At 69.1% G+C, this 26956-nt stretch carries 17 protein-coding genes and 4 pseudogenes; 9 read left to right on the plus strand and 12 right to left on the minus strand.

Annotated features, from left to right (window positions below; translation table 11 throughout):
* Positions 1 to 7 precede the first annotated feature (7 nt).
* Both IE318_RS34715 and IE318_RS34720 read right to left on the minus strand, forming a co-directional pair.
* A pseudogene (locus IE318_RS34715) lies at positions 8 to 121 on the minus strand (DNA starvation/stationary phase protection protein); the annotation flags it as partial.
* 129 nt (positions 122 to 250) lie between these two features.
* Positions 251 to 1432 (minus strand): MFS transporter, encoded by a 1182-nt coding sequence (locus tag IE318_RS34720; protein WP_373311363.1) that lies wholly within the window; start codon positions 1430 to 1432, stop codon positions 251 to 253.
* Positions 1433 to 2410: 978 nt separating this feature from the next.
* On the opposite strand from IE318_RS34720, the gene pdxR reads away from it, so the two are divergent.
* The 4 genes and pseudogenes from pdxR to IE318_RS34740 all read left to right on the plus strand — a co-directional run bounded on the left by pdxR (position 2411) and on the right by IE318_RS34740 (position 6184).
* Positions 2411 to 3853, plus strand: coding sequence for a MocR-like pyridoxine biosynthesis transcription factor PdxR (gene pdxR / locus IE318_RS34725; RefSeq protein WP_229903939.1), 1443 nt, complete (start codon positions 2411 to 2413; stop codon positions 3851 to 3853).
* A gap of 609 nt (positions 3854 to 4462) precedes the next feature.
* Entirely contained in the window at positions 4463 to 5230 is a 768-nt protein-coding gene (locus tag IE318_RS34730) for an SDR family NAD(P)-dependent oxidoreductase (protein WP_189906765.1), read from the plus strand.
* Positions 5231 to 5401: 171 nt separating this feature from the next.
* A pseudogene (locus IE318_RS34735) lies at positions 5402 to 5562 on the plus strand (thioredoxin family protein); the annotation flags it as partial.
* A gap of 22 nt (positions 5563 to 5584) precedes the next feature.
* Entirely contained in the window at positions 5585 to 6184 is a 600-nt protein-coding gene (locus IE318_RS34740; protein ID WP_189906767.1) for a sigma-70 family RNA polymerase sigma factor, read from the plus strand.
* Positions 6185 to 6472: 288 nt separating this feature from the next.
* On the opposite strand, the gene msrB is transcribed toward IE318_RS34740, so the two are convergent.
* The 3 genes and pseudogenes from msrB to IE318_RS46395 form a co-directional block, all read right to left on the minus strand.
* The gene (gene msrB, locus IE318_RS34745; protein WP_189906769.1) at positions 6473 to 6874 is read right to left on the minus strand and encodes a peptide-methionine (R)-S-oxide reductase MsrB; all 402 of its coding nucleotides are present in this window, start codon (positions 6872 to 6874) and stop codon (positions 6473 to 6475) included.
* Between the two features lie 247 nt (positions 6875 to 7121).
* Positions 7122 to 7934, minus strand: coding sequence for a SpoIIE family protein phosphatase (locus tag IE318_RS46390; RefSeq protein ID WP_308438611.1), 813 nt, complete (start codon positions 7932 to 7934; stop codon positions 7122 to 7124).
* Positions 7882 to 9720: pseudogene (locus tag IE318_RS46395) on the minus strand (SpoIIE family protein phosphatase); the annotation flags it as partial. The gene IE318_RS46390 and the pseudogene IE318_RS46395, both read right to left, overlap by 53 nt.
* 732 nt (positions 9721 to 10452) lie before the next feature.
* On the opposite strand from IE318_RS46395, the gene IE318_RS34755 reads away from it, so the two are divergent.
* Together IE318_RS34755 and IE318_RS34760 are read left to right on the plus strand one after the other, a co-directional pair.
* Complete coding sequence (locus tag IE318_RS34755) at positions 10453 to 12249, plus strand: L-lactate permease (protein WP_189906772.1); 1797 nt, start codon at positions 10453 to 10455, stop codon at positions 12247 to 12249.
* 234 nt (positions 12250 to 12483) lie between these two features.
* Complete coding sequence (locus IE318_RS34760; RefSeq protein ID WP_189906774.1) at positions 12484 to 12702, plus strand: hypothetical protein; 219 nt, start codon at positions 12484 to 12486, stop codon at positions 12700 to 12702.
* Between the two features lie 715 nt (positions 12703 to 13417).
* Here the strand turns inward: IE318_RS34760 and IE318_RS34770 are convergent.
* Entirely contained in the window at positions 13418 to 14332 is a 915-nt protein-coding gene (locus IE318_RS34770; RefSeq protein ID WP_189906775.1) for a DNA-3-methyladenine glycosylase family protein, read from the minus strand.
* 645 nt (positions 14333 to 14977) lie between these two features.
* On the opposite strand from IE318_RS34770, the pseudogene IE318_RS46400 reads away from it, so the two are divergent.
* A pseudogene (locus tag IE318_RS46400) lies at positions 14978 to 15070 on the plus strand (citryl-CoA lyase); the annotation flags it as partial.
* Between the two features lie 141 nt (positions 15071 to 15211).
* Here IE318_RS46400 and IE318_RS34775 read toward each other — a convergent pair.
* The 3 genes from IE318_RS34775 to IE318_RS34785 all read right to left on the minus strand — a co-directional run bounded on the left by IE318_RS34775 (position 15212) and on the right by IE318_RS34785 (position 19511).
* Positions 15212 to 17254: an alkaline phosphatase family protein gene (locus IE318_RS34775; protein WP_189906777.1), complete on the minus strand. Its 2043-nt coding sequence runs from the start codon at positions 17252 to 17254 to the stop codon at positions 15212 to 15214.
* A 232-nt stretch (positions 17255 to 17486) separates the two neighbouring features.
* Complete coding sequence (locus IE318_RS34780; RefSeq protein ID WP_189906779.1) at positions 17487 to 18695, minus strand: cytochrome P450 family protein; 1209 nt, start codon at positions 18693 to 18695, stop codon at positions 17487 to 17489.
* Between the two features lie 135 nt (positions 18696 to 18830).
* Entirely contained in the window at positions 18831 to 19511 is a 681-nt protein-coding gene (locus tag IE318_RS34785; protein ID WP_189906780.1) for a hypothetical protein, read from the minus strand.
* A 221-nt stretch (positions 19512 to 19732) separates the two neighbouring features.
* On the opposite strand from IE318_RS34785, the gene IE318_RS34790 reads away from it, so the two are divergent.
* A complete protein-coding gene (locus IE318_RS34790) occupies positions 19733 to 21019 on the plus strand; it encodes a hypothetical protein (protein ID WP_189906781.1) in 1287 nt (428 codons plus the stop codon).
* Positions 21020 to 21129: 110 nt separating this feature from the next.
* Here the strand turns inward: IE318_RS34790 and IE318_RS34795 are convergent, their stop codons facing one another.
* Both IE318_RS34795 and IE318_RS34800 read right to left on the minus strand, forming a co-directional pair.
* Positions 21130 to 22371 (minus strand): L,D-transpeptidase, encoded by a 1242-nt coding sequence (locus IE318_RS34795; RefSeq protein WP_189906782.1) that lies wholly within the window; start codon positions 22369 to 22371, stop codon positions 21130 to 21132.
* 236 nt (positions 22372 to 22607) lie between these two features.
* Complete coding sequence (locus tag IE318_RS34800; protein WP_229903940.1) at positions 22608 to 25037, minus strand: PQQ-dependent sugar dehydrogenase; 2430 nt, start codon at positions 25035 to 25037, stop codon at positions 22608 to 22610.
* A gap of 459 nt (positions 25038 to 25496) precedes the next feature.
* Between IE318_RS34800 and IE318_RS34805 the strand changes: the two genes are divergently transcribed.
* Positions 25497 to 26489 (plus strand): sugar phosphate isomerase/epimerase family protein, encoded by a 993-nt coding sequence (locus tag IE318_RS34805; RefSeq protein ID WP_229903941.1) that lies wholly within the window; start codon positions 25497 to 25499, stop codon positions 26487 to 26489.
* Between the two features lie 221 nt (positions 26490 to 26710).
* On the opposite strand, the gene IE318_RS34810 is transcribed toward IE318_RS34805, so the two are convergent.
* Entirely contained in the window at positions 26711 to 26950 is a 240-nt protein-coding gene (locus IE318_RS34810; protein WP_063766882.1) for a LuxR C-terminal-related transcriptional regulator, read from the minus strand.
* Between the last annotated feature and the right edge of the window lie 6 nt (positions 26951 to 26956).

Here is a 26956-nt window from a genome sequence, read left to right on the forward strand (position 1 = left end):
CCGTCGGTCAGGCACGCACCAGCGGTGTGTCGACCAGATGCTCGGCCAGGAACCACGCCTGCCGTTCGCCGGTCCGGATCACCTGGGAGACCAGGAGGTCGATGGCGCCGTCGTCACCGTGTCGGCTGCTGGAGGCCCACGAGACCATCCTCATCGACGCGCACGACGCCACCGACCGGACCGCCGAGTTCGCGGCCGACTGAGGGACAAGTTGACCGCGAGCTGAACCCGACCTGCGCGGAACCCGGGGTTACAGGCTTGCCGTGCTCGGCTTTCCTGCCGCCCCGCTCCGACGTTCGGTGGTCCAGTAGAGGAGGGCGACGAGGGGGAGAGCAGCACCGAGTGCGGTGAGGCCGGTCCAGCCTCCGGCGTGGTAGACGACGGAGCCGAGCTGCGATCCGGCCGCGCCGCCCACGAAGAACAGGGCGATGAATGCACTGTTCAGGCGGGCGCGGGCGGCGGGGTCCAGCTGGTAGACGGTGTGCTGGCCGAGGATCAGGGTCGTCTGTACGGCCATGTCGACGAGGATCGCTGCCAGGGCGATCAGCACGACGCTGTGTCCGCCGAACCCGGCGAGCGCGAAGGCCAGGGCGGCGACCACGAAGGCGATGCCGGTCATGGGGCGGACGAGCCCACGGTCGGCCCAGTGCCCGGCGAACGGGGCGATGGCCGCTCCGGCCGCGCCGACGAGGGCGAACACGCCGACCCCGACGGGGGAGTAGTGGAAGCGGGGACCGGTCAGGACGAAGGAGACCGTGGTCCAGAAGGCACTGAAGGCGCCGAACATCGCCGCCTGGTAGAGACCGCGGCGCAACAGCGCAGGGTGCGTGCCCACCAGCCGGACGGTGGAGCGCAGCACGTGGTGGTACGGGATGTTCGTGGTCGGCGCGTGCTGCGGCAGGGCCAAGCGCAGGGCCACGGCCAGCACGGCCATCAGGGCGGCGGAGCCGAGGAAGACGACGCGCCAGCCGGCGAGGTCCGAGACCAGACTGCTCAGCGTGCGGGAGAGCAGGATGCCGGTGAGCAGGCCGCTCATCACCCGGCCGACGATACGGCCGCGGGCGTGGTCGGGAGCGAGGCCGGCGGCGAACGGCACCAGGATCTGGGCGACGACCGAGGTGGCTCCGCTGACCAGCGAGGCGATCAGCAGCATGGGGAAGCTGGTGGCGAGTCCCGCCGCCACCAGGGCGAGGGTCGTGACCGCCAGCAGGACGGTGACCAGATTGCGCTTCTCCAGCCGGTCGCCGAGCGGGACAAGGAAGAGCATGCCGAGCACATAGCCGACCTGGGTCAGCGTGATCAGTGCGCCGGCGGTGGCCGTGCTGGTGTGGAAGACACCGCTCAGCGAGGACAGCAGGGGCTGGGCGTAGTAGAGGTTGGCGACCGTCATGCCGGAGGCGACGGCCAGGAGCGCGACCAGCCACCCTGGCACGCCGTGCGGGGCCGTTGCGGTCGCGGTCCGACGCGAGGCCTTGAGTTCGGACGATGCGGACATGTGCACCTTCTTGGCGGGGCGAGCCGGGAGACCGGCGCGGGCGGTAGTGCTGCGAGTGGCCGACAGCTTCTTCGATGCCGTCACGCAGGCGTAAGCGTCGGTCCGCACTGGGTGCTTCCCCGTCTGTGGCGATGGTTCGGGATGTCAGTCATCTCCATCAGAGATGGACGGGGACTTGTCGATTCGACCGACACATCGGTGCCGGGAGTGTGGAGCCCTCGATTGCGCCCCACACTGTGGAAACCCGAGCCCCCGGCGGACACCCGGCCCGTGGACACGGGACAGATCCGGTCCTGGATAATCTCCCAGGGCTATGAAGTGCCCATGCTGGGACGGACCCCGAGGAGGTTTGCGAGGCTTGGGATCGCGCATACCACCCCGAGCCCGGGTTCGTCGGCGGCCGCCGAGTGTATCCGAGTGGGCGCAAGCGATCATGCCCCAGTTTGTCGACCAGGTTGCTCGATGACGCCGGTACACACCCCCTCTCGGTGCTCCGACGTTGCACGAGTTTGTTGCCGGGGAACAACACAGCCGTGTGCTATGGGGCTTGCGCCACACGCTCCAAGACCAGTGGAGGCTTCGTAAGACTCTTCGGGCTGCCGGGATCTGTCAGCGCTGGAGATACAGACGCCCTTGGGCGATCACGAGCGTATCGTTGAGGACCGACTCCCCCCTCGGACACAAACAGTGACATCCCAGTGACGAGGGTCTCGACCTGACGGTCGGGTCCTCGTCGTGTGTGCGTGGCTGATGGTGATGTCCGCGGGGCTCGTGGAGCGAGCCGCTCCCGCGCTTGCGGCGAACACGCTCGCGGAACGACACGACGCGCGGTCGTCACCGCGACGAGGGACGGCCGGCAGCGCGGCCTCACGGGACCACCGGCCAGTCGATGGTCTGGGAGTATCGTTCATTTACGTGGCAGGTCATCGGACCAGTTCCGCGGCCGGTCCGCCCCGCGCGTTCAGTGCCGACCTTCATGTGGAGCTGCGCGGACCGGGGCTGCGCGCAGGGCTCGCGGACGCCTTGAGGGAGGCCGTGCGCACGGGGCGTCTGGCGCCCGGCAGCCGTCTGCCGGCCTCCCGCTCACTCGCCGCGGATCTCGGCGTCTCGCGTAACACCGTGGTCGAGTCCTACGCCGAGCTGGTCGCCGAGGGCTGGCTCACCGCCCAGCAGGGCTCCGGGACCCGGGTGGCCACGCGGGTCCCGGAGCCGCACAGGGTCACGCCCGACGCTCCTCGTTCGAGGCCCGACGAGCACCGTCCCAGGTATGGCGTGTGGACGGGTGCACCGGACCTCGCGAACTTTCCGCGCACACAGTGGCTCACCGCGGCCCGCCGGGCTCTGACCGCCGCGCCGTACGAGGCCTTCGGCTACGGTGACGCCCGCGGCCGGACGGAGCTGCGCGCCGCACTCGCGGACTACCTGGCGCGGGCCCGCGGGGTATGCGCGGGGCCGGAGCGAATCGTCATCTGTTCCGGTTTCCACCACGGCCTGGCGCTGATGGCGCGGGCGCTCAGGGTGCGGCGGGCGGGGGCGGTGGCCGTCGAGGCCTACGGCCTCGGTCTGTATCGCGACCTGCTGAGGAATGCCGGTCTGCACACTCCGCCCCTCTACGTCGACGAACATGGCGGGCGCATCGACGACCTCGCGCGACTGCCCGGAGTGGGCGCGGTGCTGCTGACCCCGGCGCACCAGTACCCGACGGGGGTCGCGCTCTGCCCGGAGCGGCGCACGGCCGCCGTCGACTGGGCACGCGCCACGGGCGGCCTGATCCTGGAGGACGACTATGACGGGGAGTTCCGATACGACCGTCAGCCGGTGGGGGCCCTGCAAGGCCTCGATCCGCAGCGGGTGGTGTACTTCGGTTCCGTGAGCAAGTCCCTGGCGCCTGGGCTACGGCTCGGATGGACGGTGCTGCCGGAGGAACTCATCCGGGAGATCGTGACGGCCAAAGGGCACGGCGATTACATGACGAGCGCCCTGGAGCAGCTGACGCTGGCGGAATTCATCGCCTCGGGTGCGTACGACCGTCATGTGCGCTCGATGCGGCTGCGCTACCGGCGTCGCCGCGATCAACTGGTCGAGGTCCTGCGTCAGAGGGCTCCCGGCATTCGTGTGACCGGGATGGCCGCCGGACTGCAGACGGTCCTCGAACTCCCGCGTGGAACCGAAAGCTCGGTGGTCCAGGCCGCGGCCCGGCAAGGTCTGGCGATCAGGGGGTTGACGCAGTTCCGCTACGAAACGGAGGACTGCGGATGGCAGTTGCCCGAACGGGACGCCCTGGTGTTCAACTACGCGGCGCCCTCGGCCAGCGCGTGGTCGAGCGCACTGGACGCACTGTGCACGGTGCTGCCCTAGGGGGTGTCTCGGCGATCATGCCGGGCTCGCGGCGGCCGGCACCGCACCTCGCGGCGTTGTCGTCGGTCGCCGATGCTCCGCGTCGACTCCCTCCTCCGCCTTGCGATGCTTCCCCACTGCCTGAACGGCGTGGGAGGTGCCCCCACCACCAGCCACCGCTCCCTGATCCGGCCTGATCGACGAGACACCCGCCAGCAGGGCTTCCGAGGGCGGAGCGGATGTGCCGGATCTGGGCCTCACCGCGTCCGTGTCGGGCTGTCCGAACACGGTCCGCAGCAGCGTGGCCACCCGCGCCGTCGGAGTTGACGAGCTGGACACCGGTCAGGCCGCGGGCGATCAGAGAGCGCAGTGGACAGGGACTCGCCGCTGAAAATGGACCGGACCGCTACTGTCACGCGCCTCCCGCACGGGCCCTTTTCTTCGCGCAGCAATGCGCAGAGGCGGAAGCGGTAGACAGGAAAGATCCGGCCGTTTCCGCTGGTCAGATCACGCAACCACTGCGATGGGCGCCGTAGAGAAGTTATAGAGCTGTTCTAGACACTGCTATGGCAGGGTCAGGTGGAACACGGGAAAGAAGTGTTCATCGCTCAATGGAGAAGGACCGTAGCCATGGACTTCGAAGGCAAGAAGCTCGTCGTGATCGGCGGTGCCAGCGGCATGGGTCTCAAGGCCGCCGAAGACGTGATCGCGCAGGGAGGCAGCGCGGTGATCGTCGGCCGCCCGGGTCGGAAACTCGACGACGCCGTGGCAGGCCTGTCGCGCTCCGGCAGCGCGTGGTCGATCGCGGCCGACCTGGCGGACCGGAACCAGGTCGTCGAGGCGCAGAAGCAGCTGGCGGAGGACCACCCCGACGCCACTCTCCTCGTCAACTCGGCAGGGTTCTTCATGCCGAAGCGCTTCCTCGACTACGAGGTCGCGGACTACGACGCCTATCACGACCTCAACAGGGCGACTTTCTTCCTGACTCAGACGATCGTCCGGGGCATGGTCGCCGGGGGCCGGGGCGGCGCCATCGTGAATGTGGGCAGCATGTGGGCGCACCAAGCCCTCGCCGTGACCCCGTCGTCGGCCTACTCGATGGCCAAGGCGGGACTGCACGCCCTCACCCACAACCTGGCCATCGAGCTCGCCGGCGAGGGCATCCGTGTGAACGCCGTGGCTCCGGCCGTCACCAGGACGCCCCTGTTCGAGAAGGTCTTCCCGGCAGACCAGCTGGACGCCGCGATGGAGCAGCTGAGCGGGCTGCAGCCCCTCGGTCGGGTCGGCACCCCGCAGGACGTGGCCTCCGCGATCGTCTTTCTCCTCTCGCCGGCCTCGAGCTGGACGACGGGCGCCATCCTCAACGTCGACGGCGGGGTCATGGCAGGCCGCAATTAAAACCCGTCCGGCCGATCATGGCGCAGACGCGAGTCTGCCACGTGAGTTGATCGGCGCCGCTACTTACCTGCACCTTGATTCGCCGGGCAGACCCTGGACGCACCCTCACGCCCCGCCCGGGACGGTGACCCGTCATCTGCTCCGAACGAGGTGTCCAGAAGGCGTCGATCAATACCGCCCGCTTTTGAGGTAGCCCGAACGGCAGGCAATCCGAGAAGCGTGACGGACGAGACCTTCGCGAATGAGGTGCGCAAGAGCACAAGCCCGTGCTTGTCGATTTCCGGGCCGAGTGGTGCAAGCTCTGCCGCCTTGTAGCACCGGTCCTCGAGGCGAATCCCGGAGACCGTGAAAGCGATGCATTTCCCATCGGAACCGGGCACCCGCAACCAGCGGGAGAGTGCCGCGCAGCGCCGTGCGAGATTCGAAGAGGAAGCCCTCCCGCATCGTCGCACCCTCTACGCCGCCGCCTGGCGCATCACGCGCCACGCAGCAGACGCTGAGGACCTGGTCCAGGAAGCGTACGCGCGCGCGTACGCATCGTTCGACCGGTTTCGCCCAGGCACGAACTTCGCGGCCTGGATGAAGAAGATCATGGTCAATCAGTACATATCCATGCGTCGTAGCCAGCAGTGCAGACCGCAGCTGTGTCTCTCCTCCGAGGTCGAGGACGAGCAGCTGGCACGCCTTGGCGCCCGTGCTTCCGAAGCGCCGAAGTCGGCCGAGGCGGAAGCGCTGGAGAGCATCGTGAATCCCGACCTGAAAGCCGCCTTCCGCCAGATCTCCCCGCCGCGCCGCCTCGCTGTGTACCTCGCAGACGTCGAGGGTCTCTCCTACCGCGAGATCGCGGACCTGATGGGAACCCCTGAGGGCACCGTGATGTCGCGCATCCACAGGGGGCGGCGGCAGCTGCGTCGGCTGCTGCAGCAGCACATGCTCGGAGTGCACACGGTGTGACCGCCCGCCCGCCCGGCTGGCCGGCCAGGTTGCCCGAACGACATGGCGGTGGGCGCCCCCTCTTGCGGCTCGCGGCCCAGCAGCCCCAGCCGATAGCCGTGTACAGCAGTACGCAAAACGCTCATCCAGGGGAGACTTCTTCCAGGCAGGACGCCGGACGGAAGGCACCTGGTCCGTCGACGCGAATGGGCGGTTCTGTTCCTGGCCCCAGGTTCCGGGACAAGCCCAGGCGGTGGCCCCGCCGGCCTCCAGCGGCCCGGCCTGCCGGTCGTTCGTCGACGCTGCAGACTATTCGGAATCGCCGGGCTTCAGCCGCAGGGAGAGGCTGTTGATGCAGTATCGCTTGTCCGTCGGTGTTGCAAATCCCTCACCCTCGAACAATTCTCCAAGATACGACCCGCAACGAGCGCACCGCACCACAGGATACGGGGATTCTCCCTGCTTCACTTCGACCGACGCGAGATCCTTGGGGTCGTAGAACGCGGGCCAGCCGCAGCGAGAGTCGAACTTTTCTTCAGATGTGAAAAGGTCGGCACCGCAGGCCCTGCATGAGTAAACGCCCTTTTCTTTGGCGTCGGTGTACTCTCCCGTGAACGCCGCTTCGTCCTCCGCGCCGCGCAGCACCCTGTATTCCTCCGGGCTGAGCTCTGCGCGCCACTCCGCGTCTGACTTCTCGATATCGTTTGCCATGACTTCATCCTTCAGGGATGAGAGCGCTGCTTCGGTAGGTGAGCAGTGCTGGGCGGATCGTTGCTTTTTGTCGGGACATATATCGATGACACCGGGTCCAAATTATGCCTCCGAAGCGGACCGGAAACCTCTTCCTGAGCGTTGGCCACGGAGCTCATCGCTCGCGTGCCGAACGAGATCCGCGAGAGTGGAAAGAAGAGCACCATCGTCTGGGGGACCGAGAAGGAAGGCCTCGACGATCCCCGCTTCACAGCGTGGACGGGAGCTCTTGGTCGGCCCAGACGAGCTTGCCGCCCGTTGCGGAGCGGGAGCCCCACTTGCTGGACAACTGGGCGATCAGGAACAGTCCCCGGCCGTTTTCGTCGGCCATGCGGGCATGGCGCAGGCGCGGGTAACACTTTCCGCTGTCAAAGACTTCACAGGTCAGGACTTGGTGCTTGATGAGCCGTAGCCGGATCGGGCCCGCGCCGTGGTGGATGGCGTTGGTGACCAGTTCGCTGATGAGCAGCTCCGTGGTGGGCACGAGATGCTCCAGTCCCCATGCGCTGAGTTGATGGGCGGCCAGGTGCCGGGCGTCGCTGACGACGGCCGGCTCGGTCGGCAGGTCCCAGGAGGCAATGTCGGCCGGCTTGAGTGTGTGGACCCGGGCAAGGAGCAAGGCGACGTCGTCAGATGCTGCCTGAGCCGGCACGGTCTCCATCACTGAGGAGCACAGGTCTTCCAAGGACTGTTCGGGTTGTGACAGAGCGGTGCCGAGGCGGTGCATGCCGACCTCGATGTCGTCGTCACGGGATTCGACCAGCCCGTCGGTGTAGAACGCGAGCAGGCTTCCTTCGGGCAGTTCCACCTCCACGGCGTCGAAGGGGACCAGCCCGAGGCCGAGGCCGAGTGGGACCCCGGTGGGCAGGTCGGGGAAGGTGACCTGGCCCTGTGCGTCGACTATCGCGGGCCGGGGGGTGCCCGGCCCGTGCCATCGTGCACTGCCGGGTGACCGGGTCGTAGACGACGTACACACAGGTCGCGCCCATAATCGCGGGGATCTGATCAGAGGCGTCATCATCTTCCCCGGTCAGCCGCCGGACGCTGTCATCGAGGTGGCTCAGCAGTTCGTCGGGGGGCAGGTCCAGGTCCGCGAGCGTGCGGACCGCGGTGCGGAGCCTGCCCATGGTCACCGCGGCGTTGATGCCGTGTCCGACTACATCACCGACGACGAAGGCCACCCGGGCACAAGGCAGCGGGATCACGTCGAACCAGTCGCCTCCGACACCGGCGTCCGTGTCGGCCGGCAGGTAGCGCCCGGCCGCCTCGACGGCGACGCCGCCCCTCAAGCGGTGCGGGAGCAGGTTGCGCTGGAGCGCGAGGGCCGTGCTGCGTTCGCGAGCGTACTGACGGGCGTTGTCCAAGGACAGCGCGGCCCGGGTGACCAGTTCCTCGGCCAGGAGCAGGTCGTCCTGCTGGAACGGCGTCGGGTCCTCGGTGCGTGCGAACAGGGCCACGCCCAACACGGAGTGCCGGGCACGGATGGGCACGATCATCAGGGAGTGAATCCCGTTCTCACGGATCTTTTGCGCCCGTGCCGGATCGCGGTCGACCCATGTCCCAGGGGTGGTGTCCAGTACGGGTTCCAGGTGGGACCTTCCCGTGCGCAGTGCGTCGGCGAGCGGCGAATTCGGGGGGACGGAAATCGTCTCCCCTCGCGCAAACGTCGACTCTGGGACCGCTGGGTGGATCGAGGCCAAACCGGCACGTCGGAACACGCGGGAGTGGTCGTACAGCGTGTCGATTCGGGGGGAGGGCTCTCTGCCGAGTGGAACCGACTCTGCCAGGTCGACGGTGACGTAGTCGGCCAACAGGGGCACGGCGAGGCCGGCCAGTTCCTGTGCGGTCTGCATGACGTCCAGGGTGCTCCCGATGCGTGTGCTGGCCTGGCTGAGGATCGCAAGGCGCTCGCGCACCCGCTGGTTGCTGGTGACGTCCACGGTCAAGGAGCAGACCCCCAGTGCCTGGCCGTCCGCGTCCTGGAGGCAGAAGAACGAGGCCGAGAATGCGCGCTCCCGGCGTGGATCTTCCGGCGGCCATGCCCGGTACTCGTGGACCGCGGAAGTGCCGCTCGCCAGCACCTGGCGCATCACCGCTTCAAGGGCCTCGGCCTCGAAGCCGGGCAGTGAATCCTTCAGGCGCCGTCCGATCCTGCGGTCACGGGAAATGCCGTCATGCTCCACCGTGTCGTTCGTCCAGGTACAGCGCAGCTGCGGGTCATGAATGGCGATGCCGACCGGCGCGCGGGCAAACAGCGACTCCCGCACCGATCCGTTCACCATTTCTGGGGAGAGCGCCCCTATGTCGGTCAGGGATATCAGCCACCGGTGGGCTGTGCCCTGTCCCCGCAGCAGCGAGAGGCGCACGCTCAGGTTGAGCGTGCGGCCGTCGTGGTGGCGGACCGCCGCGGTGCCGGACCAGCCACCTTGGGCACGGCACTGCTCTGCGAACGCCGATACCCCCAGCGTCTCCGCGGACGACGGCAGCACGAGTGCGGCGGATCGTCCGACCACGTCCTCAGCGCAGTGCCCGACAAGGTGCTGAGCGGCCTGCGTCCACGCGACCACCGTCCCTTGCGCGTCGATCACCGCTATCGCTGCGTCGGATATCTCGCGGAGCGCCGGCGGCGGCTCCCGGAGCGTGGCCTGGTCAGTGCTCATCATCGTGGCCCCTATCAGATGCGTCGCGACCCGACCGTATGCGCGCGCGTGCCCACACGTGCGGACCATTTTCTGAGCAAAAGACCGGACCACTTCGCGCCGCACGGCCAGGCGGGCCCCTGGCGCCGCCGGTCGGACCGGTTGCATCGCGAAGCGCCACGTCGCATGTTCGGGACGCCCACGCTCGGGAAGGGAGCGAGGCAGCCTCGATTCGCGGTGCGGAATTCGGGAGGCGCGCCGTACCCGTCTCCCGGACGTCGCCACGGCGGTGAAGCCCCCCTGCGCCCAGGCGAGGGCATGGTCGGGCCGACGCGGCCGAATGACATGCTGGTGGCGGTGTGCGTGGCGGTCAGGTTTCTGCCGAAGGCCGGGTCCCCGGCCGGCCGCCGTTCAGCCATGTGCCCGCGTTTTGGCGGGAGTTCGCCTATGCCGCAGGCCACTCACAACCCTTGACACAGGTCCGTGACCACTGCATTCTTCCACCATTCGGTTGGCGTCTACCGAGTAGTGGAATCGACATTGTCGTCAACACCTCGGAGTGCCCGCATGGACATTGCACCAGATCCCGGATCGGTCAGGGAGCGAGCGCCGAAACGTACGAGCTGCTGCATCCCGCATCCGCCCGCGAACCCGGCGAGCGCAAGACGAAAACGGTGCCGGCCACCCGCGCAGTCGTCATCCTGACCGCCGACACCGGGTGCCGGGCGCAGGTCGCGGCCATCCCCGCCCGCATCGGCGAAGGGATGCCCTACCGAAATTGCTCGAGCGAGCGCTGTACGGCCCCGGCGCGCCGTCGTCGCGCGCGCCATCCCACCGACCACCGCGGTGCCGACCGCGGCGCGGCCCCCTCCTCTCCGATGTCGTAGAAAAGGGTGCTAGATGATCCTCGCCAACTACCAGCAGGACTACACCCCGGTGGGTCACTCGCTCGGGCTGTCGTCCATCATCGCGATCCTTCCGCTGCTCATCCTGTTCGTGCTGCTCGGCGTGGTGCGGATGAAGGCGTGGCTCGCCTCGCTGATCTCCCTCGTCGTCGCCGTGGTGCTCGCGGTCGCCGTGTACTCGATGCCGCTCGCCGACGCGCTCAACAGCGGGCTGCTGGGAGCCGCGTTCGGTTTCTTCCCGATCATGTGGATCGTCATCAACGCGATCTGGGTCTACAACCTCACCGTCGAGACCGGTCACTTCGACGTACTGCGCAGGTCGTTCGCGTCCATCAGCGACGACCAGCGAGTGCAAGCGATCCTCATCGCCTTCTCCTTCGGCGCCCTCATGGAGGCGCTGGCCGGTTTCGGCACGCCCGTCGCGATCAGCTCGGTCATGCTGATCGCCCTGGGCTTCAAGCCGCTCAAGGCAGCCACTGTCGCCCTGGTCGCCAACACCGCGCCCGTGGCTTTCGGCGCGATAGCCGTGCCGATCACCACGCTGGCGGGCGTCACCAGCCTGCCCGTGGACGACCTCGGCGCGATGGTTGGCCGGCAGACGCCAGTCCTGGCACTGTTCGTGCCGCTGGCTCTGGTGTTCATCGTGGACGGCCGAAGAGGGCTGCGGCAGACCTGGCCTCCGGCGGTGGTGTGCGGCGTGTCCTTCGCGATCTTCCAGTACCTGTCCTCGAACTACTGGTCCGTGCCGCTCGCCGACATCATCGCCGCCCTCGCCTCCATGCTGGCGGTCCTGGCGTTCACCCGGGTGTGGCACGCCGAGGAGACGTACCAGGAGAGCGACGAGAGCGACCCTCTCGACGGCGTCCTCGGCGGTGCCGACGGCGGCTCCGGGCGGCCGCAAACCCCCGCGGGCGCGCCGGATCCGGCCGGCGGCGAGTCCGTGGCGACTCGGCTGCCGATCCGGGCCCGCGCGGACATCGACCGCGACACGCACGACTCGCCGCTGGACGTCTTCAAGGCGTACGCGCCCTACCTGGCCGTCATCGTGGTGTTCGTGCTGGCCACCCGGGTACCGGCGATCACCGGAAAGCCGCCGGCCGGGGTCGGTGCGACCGGTACCGGCCTGGAGTCGGTGACGCGCATCGTCAACTGGCCGGGACTGCACATCCTCAAGGCGAACGGCGACCCGGTCGCCACCACCTTCAAACTCAACTACCTCTCGGCGGCCGGAAGTCTGTTGCTGATAGCCGGCCTGATCAGCATGGTGCTGATCCAGGTCGGCCCGCGCCGAGCCCTGCGTGCCTACGGACGCACCCTGGACCAGCTGAAGTTCGCGGTGCTCACCGTCATGCTGGTGCTGGGACTCGGCTACATCATGAACGAGTCCGGTGAGACCACCACGCTGGGTCTGTGGGTGGCCGGGGCCGGCGGGGCCTTTGCCTTCCTCTCGCCGATCCTCGGCTGGCTGGGCGTTGCCGTCACCGGCTCCGACACCTCCTCCAACTCCCTGTTCGGTGCCCTCCAGATCACCGCCGCCCACCAGGCCGGCCTGTCGCCCACCCTCATGGCCGCGGCCAACTCCTCCGGTGGCGTGCTCGGCAAGATGATCTCACCGCAGAACCTCGCCATCGCTGCGGCCGCGGTCGGTTTCGAGGGCCGCGAGGGGATCCTCTTCCGCCGGGTCATCGTGTGGAGCGTGGTCTTCATGCTCTTCATGTGCGCGCTGGTCTACCTGCAGAGCACCCCGGTGCTCGACTGGATGGTCGTGAACACCTCGGCAACCACCCCCTGACAGGGCGTGTGCCACCGCACTGTACGCGCCGGAAGATCCCCGTCCTGTCGCTGTCTGCTCAGTCCGGTGGCTGCCGGCGCCTGGATGGGAACCATGGCCTCGGACGGGCTCGTCTCCTGAAAATCGTCTGGTGCGCGCAAGGCTCGTCGCGATTCTCCGCATGGGCTGTCGACGGCAGCCGCAGCCAGGTGTCGCGCATCGACGTGCCGCTAGAGCTCACCGAGGGAAGTGAAAGTGGAGCAGTTTGCCGCGGGCAAGGTTCTGCGCAGCAGGTACCGGCTGGACCGGATTCTGGGCCGATGGGCGATGGGACGCGTCTGGCAGGGGACGGACGTCCATCTGGAGCGGCCGATGGCGGTCAAGACCGTTGCCGCGGATCTTCGGTTCGAAATCCGTGAGCTGTACGGCGACAAGTACGACACCCACATCAAGGACTGCGACATCCTGAAATGACGCCGTCGTGAGGGAGTGAGGGGTACATTGGATCTGGTACTCGACCCGCCGCGCGGAGTCGCGCCGATCCTGCTGGGCATGACGCTCGACGAGGCCCCGCAGCGGCGGCCGACTGGGGCGAGCCCCGCGTGCTGCGCCGCCCGAGCCGGAACCCGGCCAAGGCGTCCCGGACCCTCGACCACGTCGGTGTGCAGGCCCCCGGCCGAGGGTAAATCCCAGGGCACCGCGGTCGAGTTGGTGGCCTGGCGAGGGGCGCACGTCCAGCACCCGCGTCCTGCTCGGTGAGTACGAGGTGTTCACACCCCCGCCGAGGACCTCTTCCGGCGCGCGACCGAGCCGGGCTGGACGGTCGACATGTCGCAGCCCGAGTGCCGGTGATCCCCGGCGTGTCCCTGGGCTTCGCCCGGCAGACCCGCCAGGAGGTCGGGCGGGACGCCGACGGCCGCCCGAGGCACGTCACGTCGGTGCTGGTGGGCGGTGAGGACTATGACAACTACCGATAGGAAGGACGCGGCTCACCTCGGCTCGTCGGACACCCCGCCTTCCGGCTGGTCAAGTAGCCCAGACAGATCCTTTGCAGAGGTGGTGCTGTGCGGAAACTTTCGCCAGGTCGCCTGATCACGCGGCAAGACAGGGTCGGCCGCCCTGCGGTTGCTGTTCTCACTACGGTGCTGGTGAGCTACCGGAGCCGGGATCTCTCCGGGCCTGACGGCCTTCAGTACAGGGGCCCCGCGCGCGGTGCTCGGGGTGTGTGGCGGGGGGCCGAGCCTGGAGTGAGTTCGATCAGGCGGAGGACCCGGTAGCGGTGTGGGCGGAAGGGTTCGTAGAACGCCTCGATCTCGCTGTCGTCCAAGGGGCGGCCGAGCAGGGCGGCACCCGTCATCCGGCTGAGGTGGTAGTCCCCCAGGGGGAGTGCGTCGGCGTCGCCGAGGGCGCGGTGGCCGACCTGGGCCGCGGTCCAGGGCCCGATGCCCGGCAGCTTGGTCAGGAGCGCGTAGGCACGCTCGGGGTCGGCCGCGGTCCGGTCGATGCGAGTGGCGTGGTGTGCGGCCTGGATCACGGTGCGGGAGCGGTGCAGGTCGACGCCGGCCTGGCGCCATTCCCAGCTGGGGATCGACGCCCATGCCTTGGGGGTCGGTGGCACGCGCATGCCCTGCGGGGCCGGCCCGGGCGGTTCGGTGCCGTGCGCTCGCACGAGGCGGGTGAGGGCGGCCTGGGCGTCGAGACCGACGATGCGCTGCTCGATGATCGCCGGGACCAGCGCTTCGAACGGCCGCCCGGTGCGTGGCACTCGCAGGCCGGGCATCCGGCGCAGCGCGCGCCGGAGAAAGGGGTGGGTGGGCCGGAACAGCTCGGGGTGATCCCCGGCGCCGAGTTCGGTCGGGATGGTGTCCACCAGCTCCTCGGCCCCGGGTCCCCAGGCGTCGATGGTCAGGTCGTCGAGCCGCTGTTGCCGGATGCGATAGCTGACCGGACCTGCGGCAGTGAGCGCGGCGCGCCAGAGGACCCGGTCGGGCGTGACGCGGTGGGTGGGATCGTGGCGGCCGCGGTGCAGGGCGGCCAGCGTCCGTCGTGCGTCGACGGGGAAGCCGGGCTGCCAGTGGAGCGACGCGTCCGGTGGCTGGAGCATCTGGCTGCTTTCAGGAGGGCCGAACTCTCGCGGGGCCGCTGAGGGTGAGGTTCGTCATGATTACCCAGCATGCCATCCGTTCCCGGCATGCCATCCGTTCCCGGTCGTGTCCGCATGCGGGTTGCGTGCGGCGAGGACAGTGATCACGCCGGCGGCGAGGGCGACCTGGAGCCCGTCGCGGAAGATCTCTCGCCACTGATCGAACGGCTTTTCGAGTCTCGTCGTGGACGTCGAGGTCGGTCTTGATAATCTCGCTCGCGAGGGAGCCGAGGGTGCAGCCCTCCTTCGACATTCCCTCCGTCAGCTCGGTCGGTATGCCCAGCTGACGACGAAACCCCAGAGTGAGAGATACGGACGTCGTCCTCCTGGAGGTGCCTGAGCCGTCGGCTCCTGTCCCGGTCAGCTTCCGCTGGAGATGGAGGCGGCCGGTGCCGGTCCGCGGGATCGGTTGCTGCCCGGCACACGTGCAAGGGGCTGCCGCCTTGGCGGCCCAGGAGGGCGGGGCACGCGGACGAAGCAGGAAAGGCTGAGGAGCGATGGGAACAGTCACCGAGGACATGCGGCAGATCGTCGACAGCGCCGGCCGGCATTCGTCGCGACGGTCTGCGAGGACGGCTCTCCGAACCTCTCCCCGAAGGGGTCCGTGCCCGTCTACGGAGGCCCGCCCCCGGTGAGATCCGGGTCTTCGAGGCGGTCCTCGCGGCTCTGGCCGACCACGGCTTCACCCCTACCGCCATTCGCTCGCTTCACCGAGCGGCCTGCCGGGCCGACACCGGACGGCGGCAGCCTTGAGCAGCCATACCTGCACGCGCAATACGGCTTCGTGCTGCAGCCCTGCGGCAGACCGCCACCGGACCGGCGTCCCCCCCGGACGGTTCCTCAGACCGTCGCCACCCGGCCGGCGTACCGCTGCGTCCAGCCGGTCGCGCCGCCGTCGGTGATCACCACGTCGTAGTAGCCCTGCTCGGTGGGCCAGTGGACGACCACCGACCTGCCGCCGGCGACGTGGTAGTGCCGGGTGCCTCCGGCGTAGTCGTTCGCCGTCAGGGTGTACCGGACCGCCCGCTTGCCGTGGTTGCGCAGGGTCAGCCGGACCTTGGCGTGCCGGCCGGTGATCAGTTCCGCCTCGACGAACGGGATCGCGACGTTGGTCCGGTCGGCGGGGACGACCTGTCCGGCGAAGGAGCGCAGGAAACCGTCGGGCCCGTAGACGGAGAAGGCGTACTTGCCGTCGGTCTCGTTCGTGTCCCAGGTGTACTCGCGCGGGTCGGAGGCGGAGACGGTGAACGGCGTGTTCGAGAAGTCGCGGTAGTCGTCCGGGAAGACCTGAAGGCTCACCGCCTTGCCGTCCGGACCGCCGGCCAGCGTCATCGACGCGGTCACCGTGCCGGCGTCGCGGTCCTCGGTGAGCGTGGCGTGCGGGTGGAAGGAGAGGCCGCGGGGCCGCATCCCGCCCTCAGGGAACGACGGCGGCGTTCCGTCGACCGGGTCGGCGATCTCCACGGGGCCCGGCCGGGGGTGGGCGAAGTCGAGTGCGCTGGTCAGGTCACCGGCGATCGAGCGGCGCCAGTCGGTGATGTTCGGGCAGGTGAACGGCTTGCCGAGGAACTCGGCCCAGGTCTCGAGGAACCTGACGACCGAGGTGTGGTCGAACACCTCCGAGGCGACATGACCGCCCCGCGTCCAGGGCGATACCAGCAGCATCGGCACGCGCGGGCCGAAGCCGTAGGGGGTGGCGCCGGAGTACTCGCCCTCCGTGCCCGGCTCGGGGCGCGGCGGCAGCACGTGGTCGAACTTCCCGTCGTTCTCGTCGTAGGTGATGATCACCAGGGTGTGGTTCCAGATGTCCAGGTTGCTCTGCAACGTCTGGAGCACCTTGTTCATGTAGCGCTCGCCGTGGACGGTGTCGAAGTTCGGGTGCTCGCTCCAGGCCGCCGGCATGACCACCCACGAGACCTCCGGAAGCGGGTACTCGGCGTTCGGCTCGCAGGCCGCGATGAGGTCCCTGAGCACCGCGTTGAGATTCTCCTCCGAGTCGTCGTTGGGCGTGGTCGCGCCCGAGTAGACGAAGGAGTTGGCCTTCCAGATCCTGCCGGTGCCCGGGGCGAGGTCCTCCTCGCCAGCGATCCGCGGGTCGAAGGCCTTGAAGCTGTTCGTCACGTTGCAGCCGTACTCGCCGATGAAGCCGCTCTGCATGCTGCGGCCGACACCGTTGCCGCTGTTGTCCGAGTAGACACGCCAGTTGATGCCGGCCCGCTCCAGCTGCTCGGGCACCGTCAGCCAGGTCCGGGAGTAGTTGTTCTGCCCGGCGTTGGAGGTCTCGCCGCCTCCCGTGCCGGACATCAGGTAGTAGCGGTTCGGGATGGTCGGCCCGTGCAGCGAGCAGAAGTTCATGTCGCAGACGGTGTACTGGGCGGCGAGCGAGTACATCCACGGCATGTGGTCGGGCGTGTAGTACCACATGCAGTGGTCGCCCTTGTCCTTCACCCAGGTGTTCCAGCGGCCGCCGTTGGCGCCGTAGAAGCTGTGGTTGTCGCTCCAGGTGGCGGTCGAGACGGCCGGCGTCACGATGGTGCCGTCGGCGTCGCGCTGCTGGAAGACACTGGTGCCGTCCTGGAACTTCAGCACCTGCTTGTCGCCGTGCCCCCGCACGCCCGGCAGTTGGCCGAGGTAGTGGTCGAAGGAACGGTTTTCCTGCATCAGGACCACCACGTGCTTCAGATCGGACATGTCGCCGCTGAAGCCCTCCGGCAGGACGTACTCGGCGGCACGGGCGTCCGTGGCGCCGGCGAGGTCGGCGACGGCGCCGACGGCGAGCGCACCGAGGGCGCCCGCGGCGGTCTGGAGCGCTCTGCGCCGGGTGAGCCGGAGTTCACCGCGGGGACTCTCGGCGGACGAGGGTTCGGTGATGGTGGGTGTCATCAGTGGGACCTCTCGGGAGAAAACACTGAGAACGGGAGGGGCGAGGACACGTCGCGGTGGAGGGCGGGGGCAGGAGCTGGGGCGAGGCCGGCGCGCGCGTCGTCCATGGACCGCACCACCGCATGACCTCCCAAAACGGACTCCGTCGCGAGAGGAACGATAACTTCCGGGCCGCCGGACCGGGTCGTGTTTCCGCCTCCGGATGACGCCCGGGGCGTGCCGTCGCCGGATCTCAGGGTTGGGACGTCCACCGCACCGGCAGCCGGTGCGGGCCCCGGATGAGCATGCCCTGACGCCAGCTCAGGGCCGCCGGGTGGGCATCGAGTGCGAGGTCGGGGCAACGCTCCAGCAGCGCACGGATCGCGATGCGAGCCTCCATGCGGGCGAGCGGTGCGCCGAGGCAGTAGTGGATGCCGTGGCCGAAGGCGACATGGCCGCCCGCGGCCCGCCGGATGTCGAAGCGGCCGGGGTCGGGGAACCGCGCCGGGTCGTGGTTCGCGTCCGCCAGGGCGACGAGGACCAGCTCGCCACCGCCGGGGACGACCGTATCGCCGATCTCGACCGGTTCCGTGGTGAACCTGAACGTCGGCGTCTCCACCGGCCCGTCGTAGCGCAGCATCTCCTCCACGGCGCTGTCGATGAGCGTCATGTCCTCGCGCAGCGCGGCGAGTTGGTCGGGATGCGTCAGCAGGGCCAGTACGCCGTTGGATATCAGATTGACCGTGGTCTCATGCCCTGCGACCAGCAGCAGCCAGGCGGTGCCGCGCAGTTCGTCCGCGGACAGCCGGTCGCCGTCCTCGTCGGTGGTGCGGATCAGAGCACTCATCAGGTCCTGGCCCGGCTCCAGGCGCTTGCGATCCAGCAAGTCGACGAGATACGCGGACGTCTCTCGCGTCGCCGCCTGCCGCGCCGCCGGGTCGGGGTCGGTGAGGATCGTGCTGGTCCAGGCCCGGAAAGCGGCCCGGTCCAGCATCGGCACGCCGAGCAGCTCGCAGATCACCGAGATCGGCAGCGGGAACGAGAGGGCCTCGACGAGATCGGTCCGCCCTTCCGGAATCGCCACCATGGTGTCGAGCAGCTCGTCGGTGATCTGCTGCACCCGCGGCGCGAGCTGGTCGATCCGGCGCGGTGTGAACTCACGGACGACCAGCTTGCGCAGCCGCTCGTGGTCCGGCGGGTCGGAGTTGAGCATGTGCGGCCCCGCGGCCGGACTGGGGAACGGGAAGGAGGGTGAGGCGTTCTTCCACTGCTTGGACAACCGCGGGTCCACCAGCGCGGCGCGGCCGGCCTCGTACCCGACGACGAGCCAGGCCTCCGTGCCCTCGGGAATCCGCACCTTGTGCACAGGGCCACGCTCCCGCAGCGCCGCGTAGACCGGATAGGGATCGCGGACGAAGTCCTCGCCCATCGCGACCAGATCGATCACCTCGGCTGCTGCCATCTCATGCCCCCGTCTGCCCCCGTGTCCCGCTCCGCCCGACGCTAGCAGGGGGCGGTGCTTCGGCGAAGAACGCATTCGGCCGAAACGGGCCGCACGAAACCGGCGCGTCCCGGGATGTCCGCCCCGCGATGTCCGTTACGCACCGCTGTTCGCGGAGATGCAGGCGGTCGTGGTCCGGTGACCGGGCGTCTGCAGCGTGGCCAGGAAGGTCGTGCGGGTGTGCGGGTAGATCTGCTGACAGGACTTCAGAGGGATGCCGCCGTCATCGGCGGCCGTGCGGTCGATCCAGCCGTTGCAGTCGGCGGCGGCACGGCCGGTGCCCTTGTAGTCCACCGTGCCGGTGGCCCAGCCGGTGCCGTCCAGCACGAGGCAACCGTCCGGCCCGCGTGGGTCGCCGGTGTTCGCGACGTAGATCGAGGCTTGAGGGGCCTGGCCGCACAGCTTGTCGATGTCGGGGGTGTACAGGGGCGCGCCGAGGGCGCAGACGTCGGACAGTGCCGCGCAGTCGGCCGGGCCGTCCGCTGTCTTGTAATGGACGGGCACGCAGCCCGAGGAGGGCGAGGCAGTCGCCGTCCGGGTGCTCGAGCCGGTCGACGGCGCGGCGGTCGGGTGACCGCCGTCCCCGGAGGGCAGGAGGTTCAGCACCAGGATCGCGATCGCGGCCGCTGCCACCGCCGCGACGACCGCTGCCAGGGCGGTACGGCGCCGCCGCCGCTGCCCGCCGTCCGGGGCCGTCTCCTCGGCGGTGCCGTCGGGTGCGAGCGGGGACACCGGATCCGGGGGGACGTCCCAGGGAGTGTCCGGCGGCGGCGACACACGCGAGAGAGTCCATGCGTCGGCGATCGCCTGCGCCAGTCCCGTCCTGTGAGCGCCGGGATGCCACCCGCTGCCGAGGGGCTGTCCGGCCGGCTGTCCCCGGAACCGGGGACAGCTTCGGCGTTGAGAAGCCGGGGCGGTGCTCGGTACAAAGAAGGCCGCGGATGTGCCGTCAACTCCGGTGGCTTATAAGGGCGTTGTGGACTCGGGGGCTGGTTTTCATGTACGTCAACGTGCTGGCCGACAAGCTGGTCACGGTCCTGACCACGGATCCTGAGGGCGTGCGCGTGCCCGACGACGTCGCACGGCGGCACGGTGAGGTCATGAGCCGGTGGACAGAGTGGAACGCCGACCCACGCGCCGCCACCCGGCGACGCCTTCTCACGGCAGTGGAACAGGCGCTCGCCGACGACCCGCCGCTGCGTGACGCCGTACGCGTGGGCGCGGTGGGGAGCCTCTGGCGCGGCGCGGCCGCGGCCGGTACGCCGGTGGCCGCGCTCCCGTCACCGGCCCCGGCGGCGCCCGCGGCCGCCGCGGCACGACCGGCACTTCCCGGCCTGGCACCTCCCGGCCTGGCACCTTCCAGCCCGGCACCGCCCAGCCCGGCACCTGCCGACCCGGGCGGTGCCCCGCGCCCACCGGCCCACCCGCCTCGCCCGTCGGTGCCGCCGCCGTCGGGGGACGGGCGGACGCGGACACCGGAGGCGCGCCACGGCATGGCGTTCGCCGCCTATCTCATCGCCCTCACCGCGTTCGGGTTCAGCTCTCTCAGTGGGGTGTTCCTGCTGATCGCCCTGTGTACGGCGGTGCTCGGCGCCGGGATCCACGTGGGAGTCCGCTGGGCGCAGGCCGTGCTCTGCGTCCTCGGGATCGTCCTCGCGCTCGCGGGAGCCGTCGGGACGATCGGTGTGTTCGCGGGCGACGCCACGGCCCTGTGGGGCACGGGCCTGGCCGTCGACGCACTGCTCCTGGGCCTGGGAGCCGCCGTGCTGCCCCTCACCCGGGACGCCCGGCGACCACGCGTGCCCGCCGACGGGCGGACCGCCGCTGCCTCCACCCACGGGTGCCCGGCGAGTGTGGTGGTCCTGGCCGTGCTGGTCGCCGTCGTCGCCGCCCTCACCCTGCTCTTCCGCGCCGGCTCCACGGCCGCTCTCGGAGCCGCGCTCGCCGACGACTCCTCCCGCTGGCTGGGGAGCCGGCCGGAGATCGGACTGGGCGTCCTGCTGTCATGGGTCACCGCACTCGCGCTGGCGGCCTGCGTACCCGGTGTGCTCCGCGGTGCGCTGTGGGCGCGCGCCCTGCTGAGCTGGCTCATCGTGCTCACGCTTGCACAGGAAGCGGCGGCGTTCACGGCGGTCCGGGCCCACTACGGTGACTTCTTCGCCCGGTACGCCCTGCCCGTGCCCGGTCACCCCTTCCCCTCCCTGATCGTCTTCGCCGTTCAGGTGTGGTGCCTCTACGTGCTGCGCGGTTCCGCCGCGGCCGCCAGGCACTTCGCGGGTCACTGACCGGGTTCGCCGCCCCGGCGGTCGATCCGCCCCCGGACAGACAGAGGTCTCAGCAGCCGAAAGGCCTGGTCAGCGTGGTGACCAGGCCTTTCGCTCGCCGTCGCGTCGTGTCAGCGGGTCGTGTCGCCCGCGGTCCACTGACTCCACGGCATGTTCCAGTCGCTGAGACCGTTGTCCGGGGCCAGTGCGGTCGTGTCCTGGGAGTTCTTGACGGTCACGACGTCACCGGTCAGCGAGTTGTCGAAGAACCACGCGGCGGGCTGGTTGTGGTCGCCGCCGCCCCTGACGTCCTTCAGGCCCACGCAGCCGTGGCTGGTGTTGACCTTGCCGAAGACCGAGTCGGCACCCCAGTAGTTGCCGTGGATGAACGTGCCCGAGTCGGTCAGGCGCATGGCGTGCGGTACGGCCTTGATGTCGTACGAGGGCTTGCCGTCCTTCTCCTTGAGGTCGACGGTCGCGGCGTTCATGTGGACCTGCCGGAACTTTTCGGAGATGACCATCTGGCCGTTGTACGTCGGGTGCTCGGGGCTGCCGGACGAGATCGGGATGGTCTTGATCGTCTTGCCGTCCCGTACGACGGTCATCTGCTTGGTCGCGGCGTCGACCGTGCTGATCTGGCTGCGGCCGATCTTGAAGGTGACCGTCTTCTGGGTGCCGTGGAGGTCGAGCTTGACGGTGACGGTGGAGCCGGGCTTCCAGTAGTTCTCGGGGCGGAAGTCCAGGCGGTGGTCGTTGAGCCAGTGACCGACGACTTTCTGGCCGCTGGAGGAGCTGACGTGGATCTCCGACGCCACGGCGGCCTTGTCGCCGATCGCCTTGTCGAAGTCGATCCTCACCGGCATGCCCACGCCGACGGTCGAGCCGTCCTCGGGGGAGAGGTGCCCGATGAAGTCGTTGGCCGGGGAGGCCGTGGTGATCGTGGCGTTCTGGGTGACGGGGCGGGCCTGGGCGTCCTCGGCCTCCGCGGCGATCTGGTACCTGGTGGCGCGCTCCAGCGGGCCGTTCGGCTTCCAGGAGGTGCCGTCCGCGGACAGCGTGCCCGGGACCTCGGTACCGGTCGCGACGGCGGTCATCGTGACCTTGGTGAGCTTGCCGTCACTGACGGTGACCTCGACGGGGGCGTTGATCCCTATGTTGTAGGCCGCTTGGCCAGGGGTGATCTTTACTCGGGCATCGGAAGCGTCCTGGGCGGGTGCCTGCGCCGCCGGTGCCTGCGCCGCCGGGTGGCTTCCGGCCTCGTTGCCGCCGGTGGCGGCGTGGCTGGTGCCGCCGAGTGCGGTCAGGGCGAGCACGCCGCCCAGGGCGCCGGCCGCAGCCGCCAGCCCGGTGCTTCGTTTACGTGCCGTGATCAAACGCTTCTCCCATGCCACTGGTTACTGGAGTCTCCGATGAAGGTCGCCGGAGTAATGCGGTCAGCTGTGAAACCACTTATAGGCGCTCAAGCGTCCAAATTGGGCAAATTGTGGCGAAGGGCACGCGTTGTGGGGCGAGGGGCGTGTTGTCGAACGCCTGCCCGGGCCCGCCCCGGGCACAGGAACGGAGGGCCCCGTCTCCGGGGCCCTCCGCCGTTGCCTGCTGTCAGCTCGGCTCAGCTCATCGTGAACGCGTCCAGGCTGAACAGGTCGCCGCTGCCGCCCTTGAAGACGAAGTACAGCTTGTGCGTCCCGCCCGGGTCGGTCACCGGTGCGCTGACCGTCGTGAAGGCGCCGGAGGTGTCGCCGACCGTCGCCGTACCGACCAGCGGGCCGTCGGGGGCGTCGGTGCGGACCTCGATCGTGCCGCCGGCACCGCTGGACGCGGCCCGGAAGTCGATCTTGCTCACACCCTGGAGGTCGTACGGGTCGAACTCGATCCAGTCACCGTTGCCGATCGACGTGACCGCCTCGCCGCCCTGGGCGCCGGCGACGGACGTCGTCTGCACGCCGGACTGCGTGCGGTAGAACTCCGCCTGCCTGCCCTTGGGCATCAGGATGATCTGCGTCGTGCCGGTGAGGTCGGGGACCCCGGCGGTCGGCGAGGCGTCGGTGTAGCTCGCGGAGAAGATGCCGTAGAAGTCGTCGGAGTCCGTGTGGCCCGCCGTGGTCATGGAGAACGTGCCGCTGCACCCCGTGGCCTGCGAGAGGTTGTGGGCGTGCATGTCATGGCCGAGCGAGTAGCTGACCTGGACCTTGGAGCAGTCCACCGGGGTGCCGTCCGGGTCGGTCGCGTCGATCTTCCAGGCGACCTGGTCACCGTCCTTGAACGTCAGCCCGTTCGGCGGCTCGGAGAACTTCAGCACCGGCGCGGAGTTGCCCACCGTGACCAGGACGGCGGCGACGCCCGTCCTGCCGCTCGGGTCGCTGACCGTGAGCTTGGCGTGGTACTGGCCGTTCGCGGTGTAGGTGAACGACGGGGTGGCACTCGTGGAGTCGGTCGTGCCGTTGTTGTCGAAGTCCCACGCGTAGGTGAGGGCGTCGTTCTCGGGGTCGGTCGAGCCCGTGCCGTCGAACTTCACCGTGAGCGGGTTCTTGCCCGAGGTGGTGTCCGTCGTGATCGCCGCGGTCGGCGCCTTGTTGCCCGGCGAGTACTCGATCTTGTAGAGCCCGGCGTCCAGGGAGCCGCCGAACCACGCGCTGCCGTAGTCGAGCACGTACAGCGAGCCGTCCGGTCCGAACTCGGTGTCGATGGGCTCCACCAGGCGCGCCCAGTCGTTGCCGTTGGTGAGCGTGTCGATCGACTGGATCTTTCCGCTGGCGTCGGATGCGATCGGCTTGATCCAGTGGGCGCCGAACTCGTAGGCGAAGAACTTCCCGTCATAGCTCTGGGGGAACTTGACCGCGGACTTCAGCCCCGGGTCGTAGTCGTAGACGGGGCCGCCCATGGGGGCGCCCTCGCCGCCGAGCTGGGGGAACAGCGGGTTGCCCGCGTAGTGGTTCCATATCCACGCCGGCTGGGCCGGGGGCAGGTCCTTCAGACCGGTGTTCAGAGGAGCGTCGTTCACCGGGTGGGCGCAGTCGAAGGGCTTCCCGGACTGTCCGGTGGCGAAGTCGTACTGGACGTAAGGCGTGTTGTCGCCGATGCAGTACGGCCACCCGAAGAAGCCGGGCTTGGTGATCCGGTTGAACTCGACCGTGTTCTCCGGTCCGCGCTTCGGGTTCGCGGTGCTGGCGTCCGGGCCGTAGTCGGCCAGGTAGACGACGCCGGTCTTCTTGTCGACGTTGAACCGGAAGGGGTTACGGAAGCCCATCGCGTAGATCTCGGGACGGGTCTTGGAGGTGCCCTTCGGGAACAGGTTGCCGTCGGGGATCGTGTAGGTGCCGTTGTCGTGCACCTTGATCCGGAGCAGCTTGCCGCGCAGGTCGTTGGTGTTGGCCGTGGAGCGCTCGTTGTCGAAGACGGGGTTGCGGCCCGGGCGCCGGTCGATGGGGGCGTAGCCGTCGGACTCGAACGGGTTGGAGTCGTCGCCGGTGCTCAGCAGCAGGTTGCCGTCGCCGTCGAAGTGCATGTCGCCCGCGACGTGGCAGCACTGCCCTCGGTCGGTGTCGACCCGCATGATCTTCTTCTCGCTCGACAGGTCCAGCTTGCCGTCGGTGAAGGTGAACCGGGACAGCTGGTTGTAGCCCTTGTAGGGCGCGAAGTCGGCGGCCGTCCCGTTCTCCGGGGCGTCGGTCATGGGGGTGTCGAGTCGGGGGGCGTAGTACGCGTAGACCCAGTGGTTCTTGGCGAAGTGCGGGTCGATCGCGAGGGTCTGCAACCCGTCCTCGTCGTGGGTGTACACCGAGAGCTTCGCCGCCACGTCGGTGAGACCGTCGAGGGTCGTGTAGTAGACGGTGCCGTCACGGGAGCTGTGCAGTGCGCTGCCGTCGGGCAGCACGGCGAGCCCCATGGGCTCACCCACCTGTTCGGGTCCCTTGGCGAGAGTGACCTGCTGGAAGTCGGATGTCGCGGCACTGGGTGCGGCCGCGGCCGTACGGGCCGATGCCTCGGTCCGCGCCTGCGCGGTCGTCGATCCGGCCACCGCGACCCCCACGCTGAGCATCGCGCTCAACGTGGCGGTGAGTAGTCGGCTCACTGGTGTACGCACGTACTGCCTGCCTCTCGTGTGGCGCTGCGATGAACGTCGCGCGAACCGTCGCGTCGCGCGGGGGTGTCGGGCCGGGGCTGGATGCCGGGGCCGGTGTGTGCCGTTCGACCGGTGGAGCGGGCACATGTCCCAGAACTGCACGGGCGCCCACAACATCCACGGCCCCCTGAGGAAGCGTCATGAGCGTGAACCCGTGGCCATGCACTGTCAAGAATCTACTGCCGGGTAGCTGCGTTTCATTGCCTCAAGTGGCCACATCTTTTGCTCGTACGGTGAAAAGTGGCGGCCGTTCGTGGTGAACTATCGGCCGTCTCAGGTGTTCATCGTCCGTCAGTTCCGCCAACTACGCGCCCCTCAGGCCTTCCAGGTCGACGAACGCCCCGTACCACCCCCCTGCTCCACACGTAAGGAGTGATGATGGGTCAGTTCACCCATGACGTCGGTCGCAGAGGCTTTCTGCGGGCGGCAGCCGCCGGCACCGTGGCCATCGGCGCGGCGACCGTCGCGGGCGCGCTCCCCGCGGCCGCCCAGACACTCGCCCCGGACGCCGGTCCCCACGGCGCGAGCCTGAGCATCCCGAAGGACGCCATCGGCATCCAGCTCTACAGCGTCCGCGACAAGGTCTACGACCTCGGCTTCCGCGTCGTCTTCGAGGAACTGTCGCGGATGGGCTACAAGGAGGTCGAGTTCGCCGGATACACCCAGAACACCTCCATCCTGGGCCGGCAGATCACACTCCAGGAGATCCGTACGCTGCTCGACGACAACGGCCTGCGGGCCATCGGCAGCCACATCGGCATCGGGTCCTTCCGCAGCAACCTGCAGCAGGAGCTCGACAACGCCCAGATCCTCGGCATGCCGAACATAGGGACCGCGAACGCCCCCTCGGACACCCCGACGGTCGCCGCGTACCAGGCCGCCTCGGAGGACTTCAACCGCTGGGGCGAGGCCGCCACGGCGCGCGGACTCAAGCTCTACCAGCACAACCACTCGGGCGAGTTCGCCTTCGGCAAGGATCAGCCGGAGGTGCGTCTCTACGACGTCTTCCTGGAGAACACCGACCCCGCCCACGTCTACCTGGAGATGGACGTGTACTGGGCCTTCGTCGGCCAGTTCCGCTACCCGGGCTTCGACCCCGCCGCCTATGTGCGCGCGCACCCCTACCGCTACACGATGTTCCACATGAAGGACGGCAAGTCCGACCCGAACGTCGCCGACGGCTACGACATGACCGAGTTCGGCGCGGGTGACATGCGCTACCAGCGCTTCATCCACGCGATCGGCCCGTTCGGCAACCACCACGGCATCTGGGAACAGGACACCGCCCCCGGCACCCAGCCCGACCCGCCCGGCTCGCTCGGTGCCGCGCAGCGCAGCTACACCGCGCTCGCGAACCTGCTCTCCTGACCCTGCGCCACCGCCCCGTCCCGCCGCCCGCCCCGCTCCTGCCGGGGTGGGCGGCGGGACGGGGCGGCCGCTTTCTCATGCCTGGCGGCGAGGAGTTCCCTCACCGCCAGGGACGTCGCTCCCACCTGACTTCGGCGCGCCCTGTCGCAACCCCTCGAGGGACGCGGCAGGGCGCGCAGCAGTGCGCTGCGCCGGGAGAGGCGCCCGGCTTCCGGCTGCGGTCAGATCAGTCTGCGCCGGGCCGCCCAGGCGACGGCCTCGATGACGCTGCCGACGCCTATCTTGTCGCACACCCCCCGGCAGCGACGCCGCACCGTGCGGGGGCAGACATGGAGCCGCCGGGCGACGGCCTCGACCGGCAGACCGGTCGCCAGGAGCGACAGCAGGCGCACCTCGTCCCTCAGCAGACATGCGGTGTCGGATTGGGTTCGCCGGCCTGTCGGGTAGCTGAGCGTGGACACTTCCGT

It is taken from the genome of Streptomyces spiralis, assembly GCF_014654675.1.
Classification (GTDB): domain Bacteria; phylum Actinomycetota; class Actinomycetes; order Streptomycetales; family Streptomycetaceae; genus Streptomyces; species Streptomyces spiralis.

Coding starts and splice junctions, on each gene's coding strand:
- IE318_RS34730 (WP_189906765.1), top strand. CDS start 4,463: ATGGACTTCGAAGGCAAGAAGCTCGTCGTGATCGGCGGTGCCAGCGGC.
- IE318_RS34740 (WP_189906767.1), top strand. CDS start 5,585: ATGCATTTCCCATCGGAACCGGGCACCCGCAACCAGCGGGAGAGTGCC.
- msrB (WP_189906769.1), bottom strand. CDS start 6,874: ATGGCAAACGATATCGAGAAGTCAGACGCGGAGTGGCGCGCAGAGCTC.
- IE318_RS46390 (WP_308438611.1), bottom strand. CDS start 7,934: ATGATGACGCCTCTGATCAGATCCCCGCGATTATGGGCGCGACCTGTG.
- IE318_RS34755 (WP_189906772.1), top strand. CDS start 10,453: ATGATCCTCGCCAACTACCAGCAGGACTACACCCCGGTGGGTCACTCG.
- IE318_RS34770 (WP_189906775.1), bottom strand. CDS start 14,332: ATGCTCCAGCCACCGGACGCGTCGCTCCACTGGCAGCCCGGCTTCCCC.
- IE318_RS34775 (WP_189906777.1), bottom strand. CDS start 17,254: ATGACACCCACCATCACCGAACCCTCGTCCGCCGAGAGTCCCCGCGGT.
- IE318_RS34780 (WP_189906779.1), bottom strand. CDS start 18,695: ATGGCAGCAGCCGAGGTGATCGATCTGGTCGCGATGGGCGAGGACTTC.
- IE318_RS34790 (WP_189906781.1), top strand. CDS start 19,733: ATGTACGTCAACGTGCTGGCCGACAAGCTGGTCACGGTCCTGACCACG.
- IE318_RS34800 (WP_229903940.1), bottom strand. CDS start 25,037: ATGCTCAGCGTGGGGGTCGCGGTGGCCGGATCGACGACCGCGCAGGCG.
- IE318_RS34805 (WP_229903941.1), top strand. CDS start 25,497: ATGATGGGTCAGTTCACCCATGACGTCGGTCGCAGAGGCTTTCTGCGG.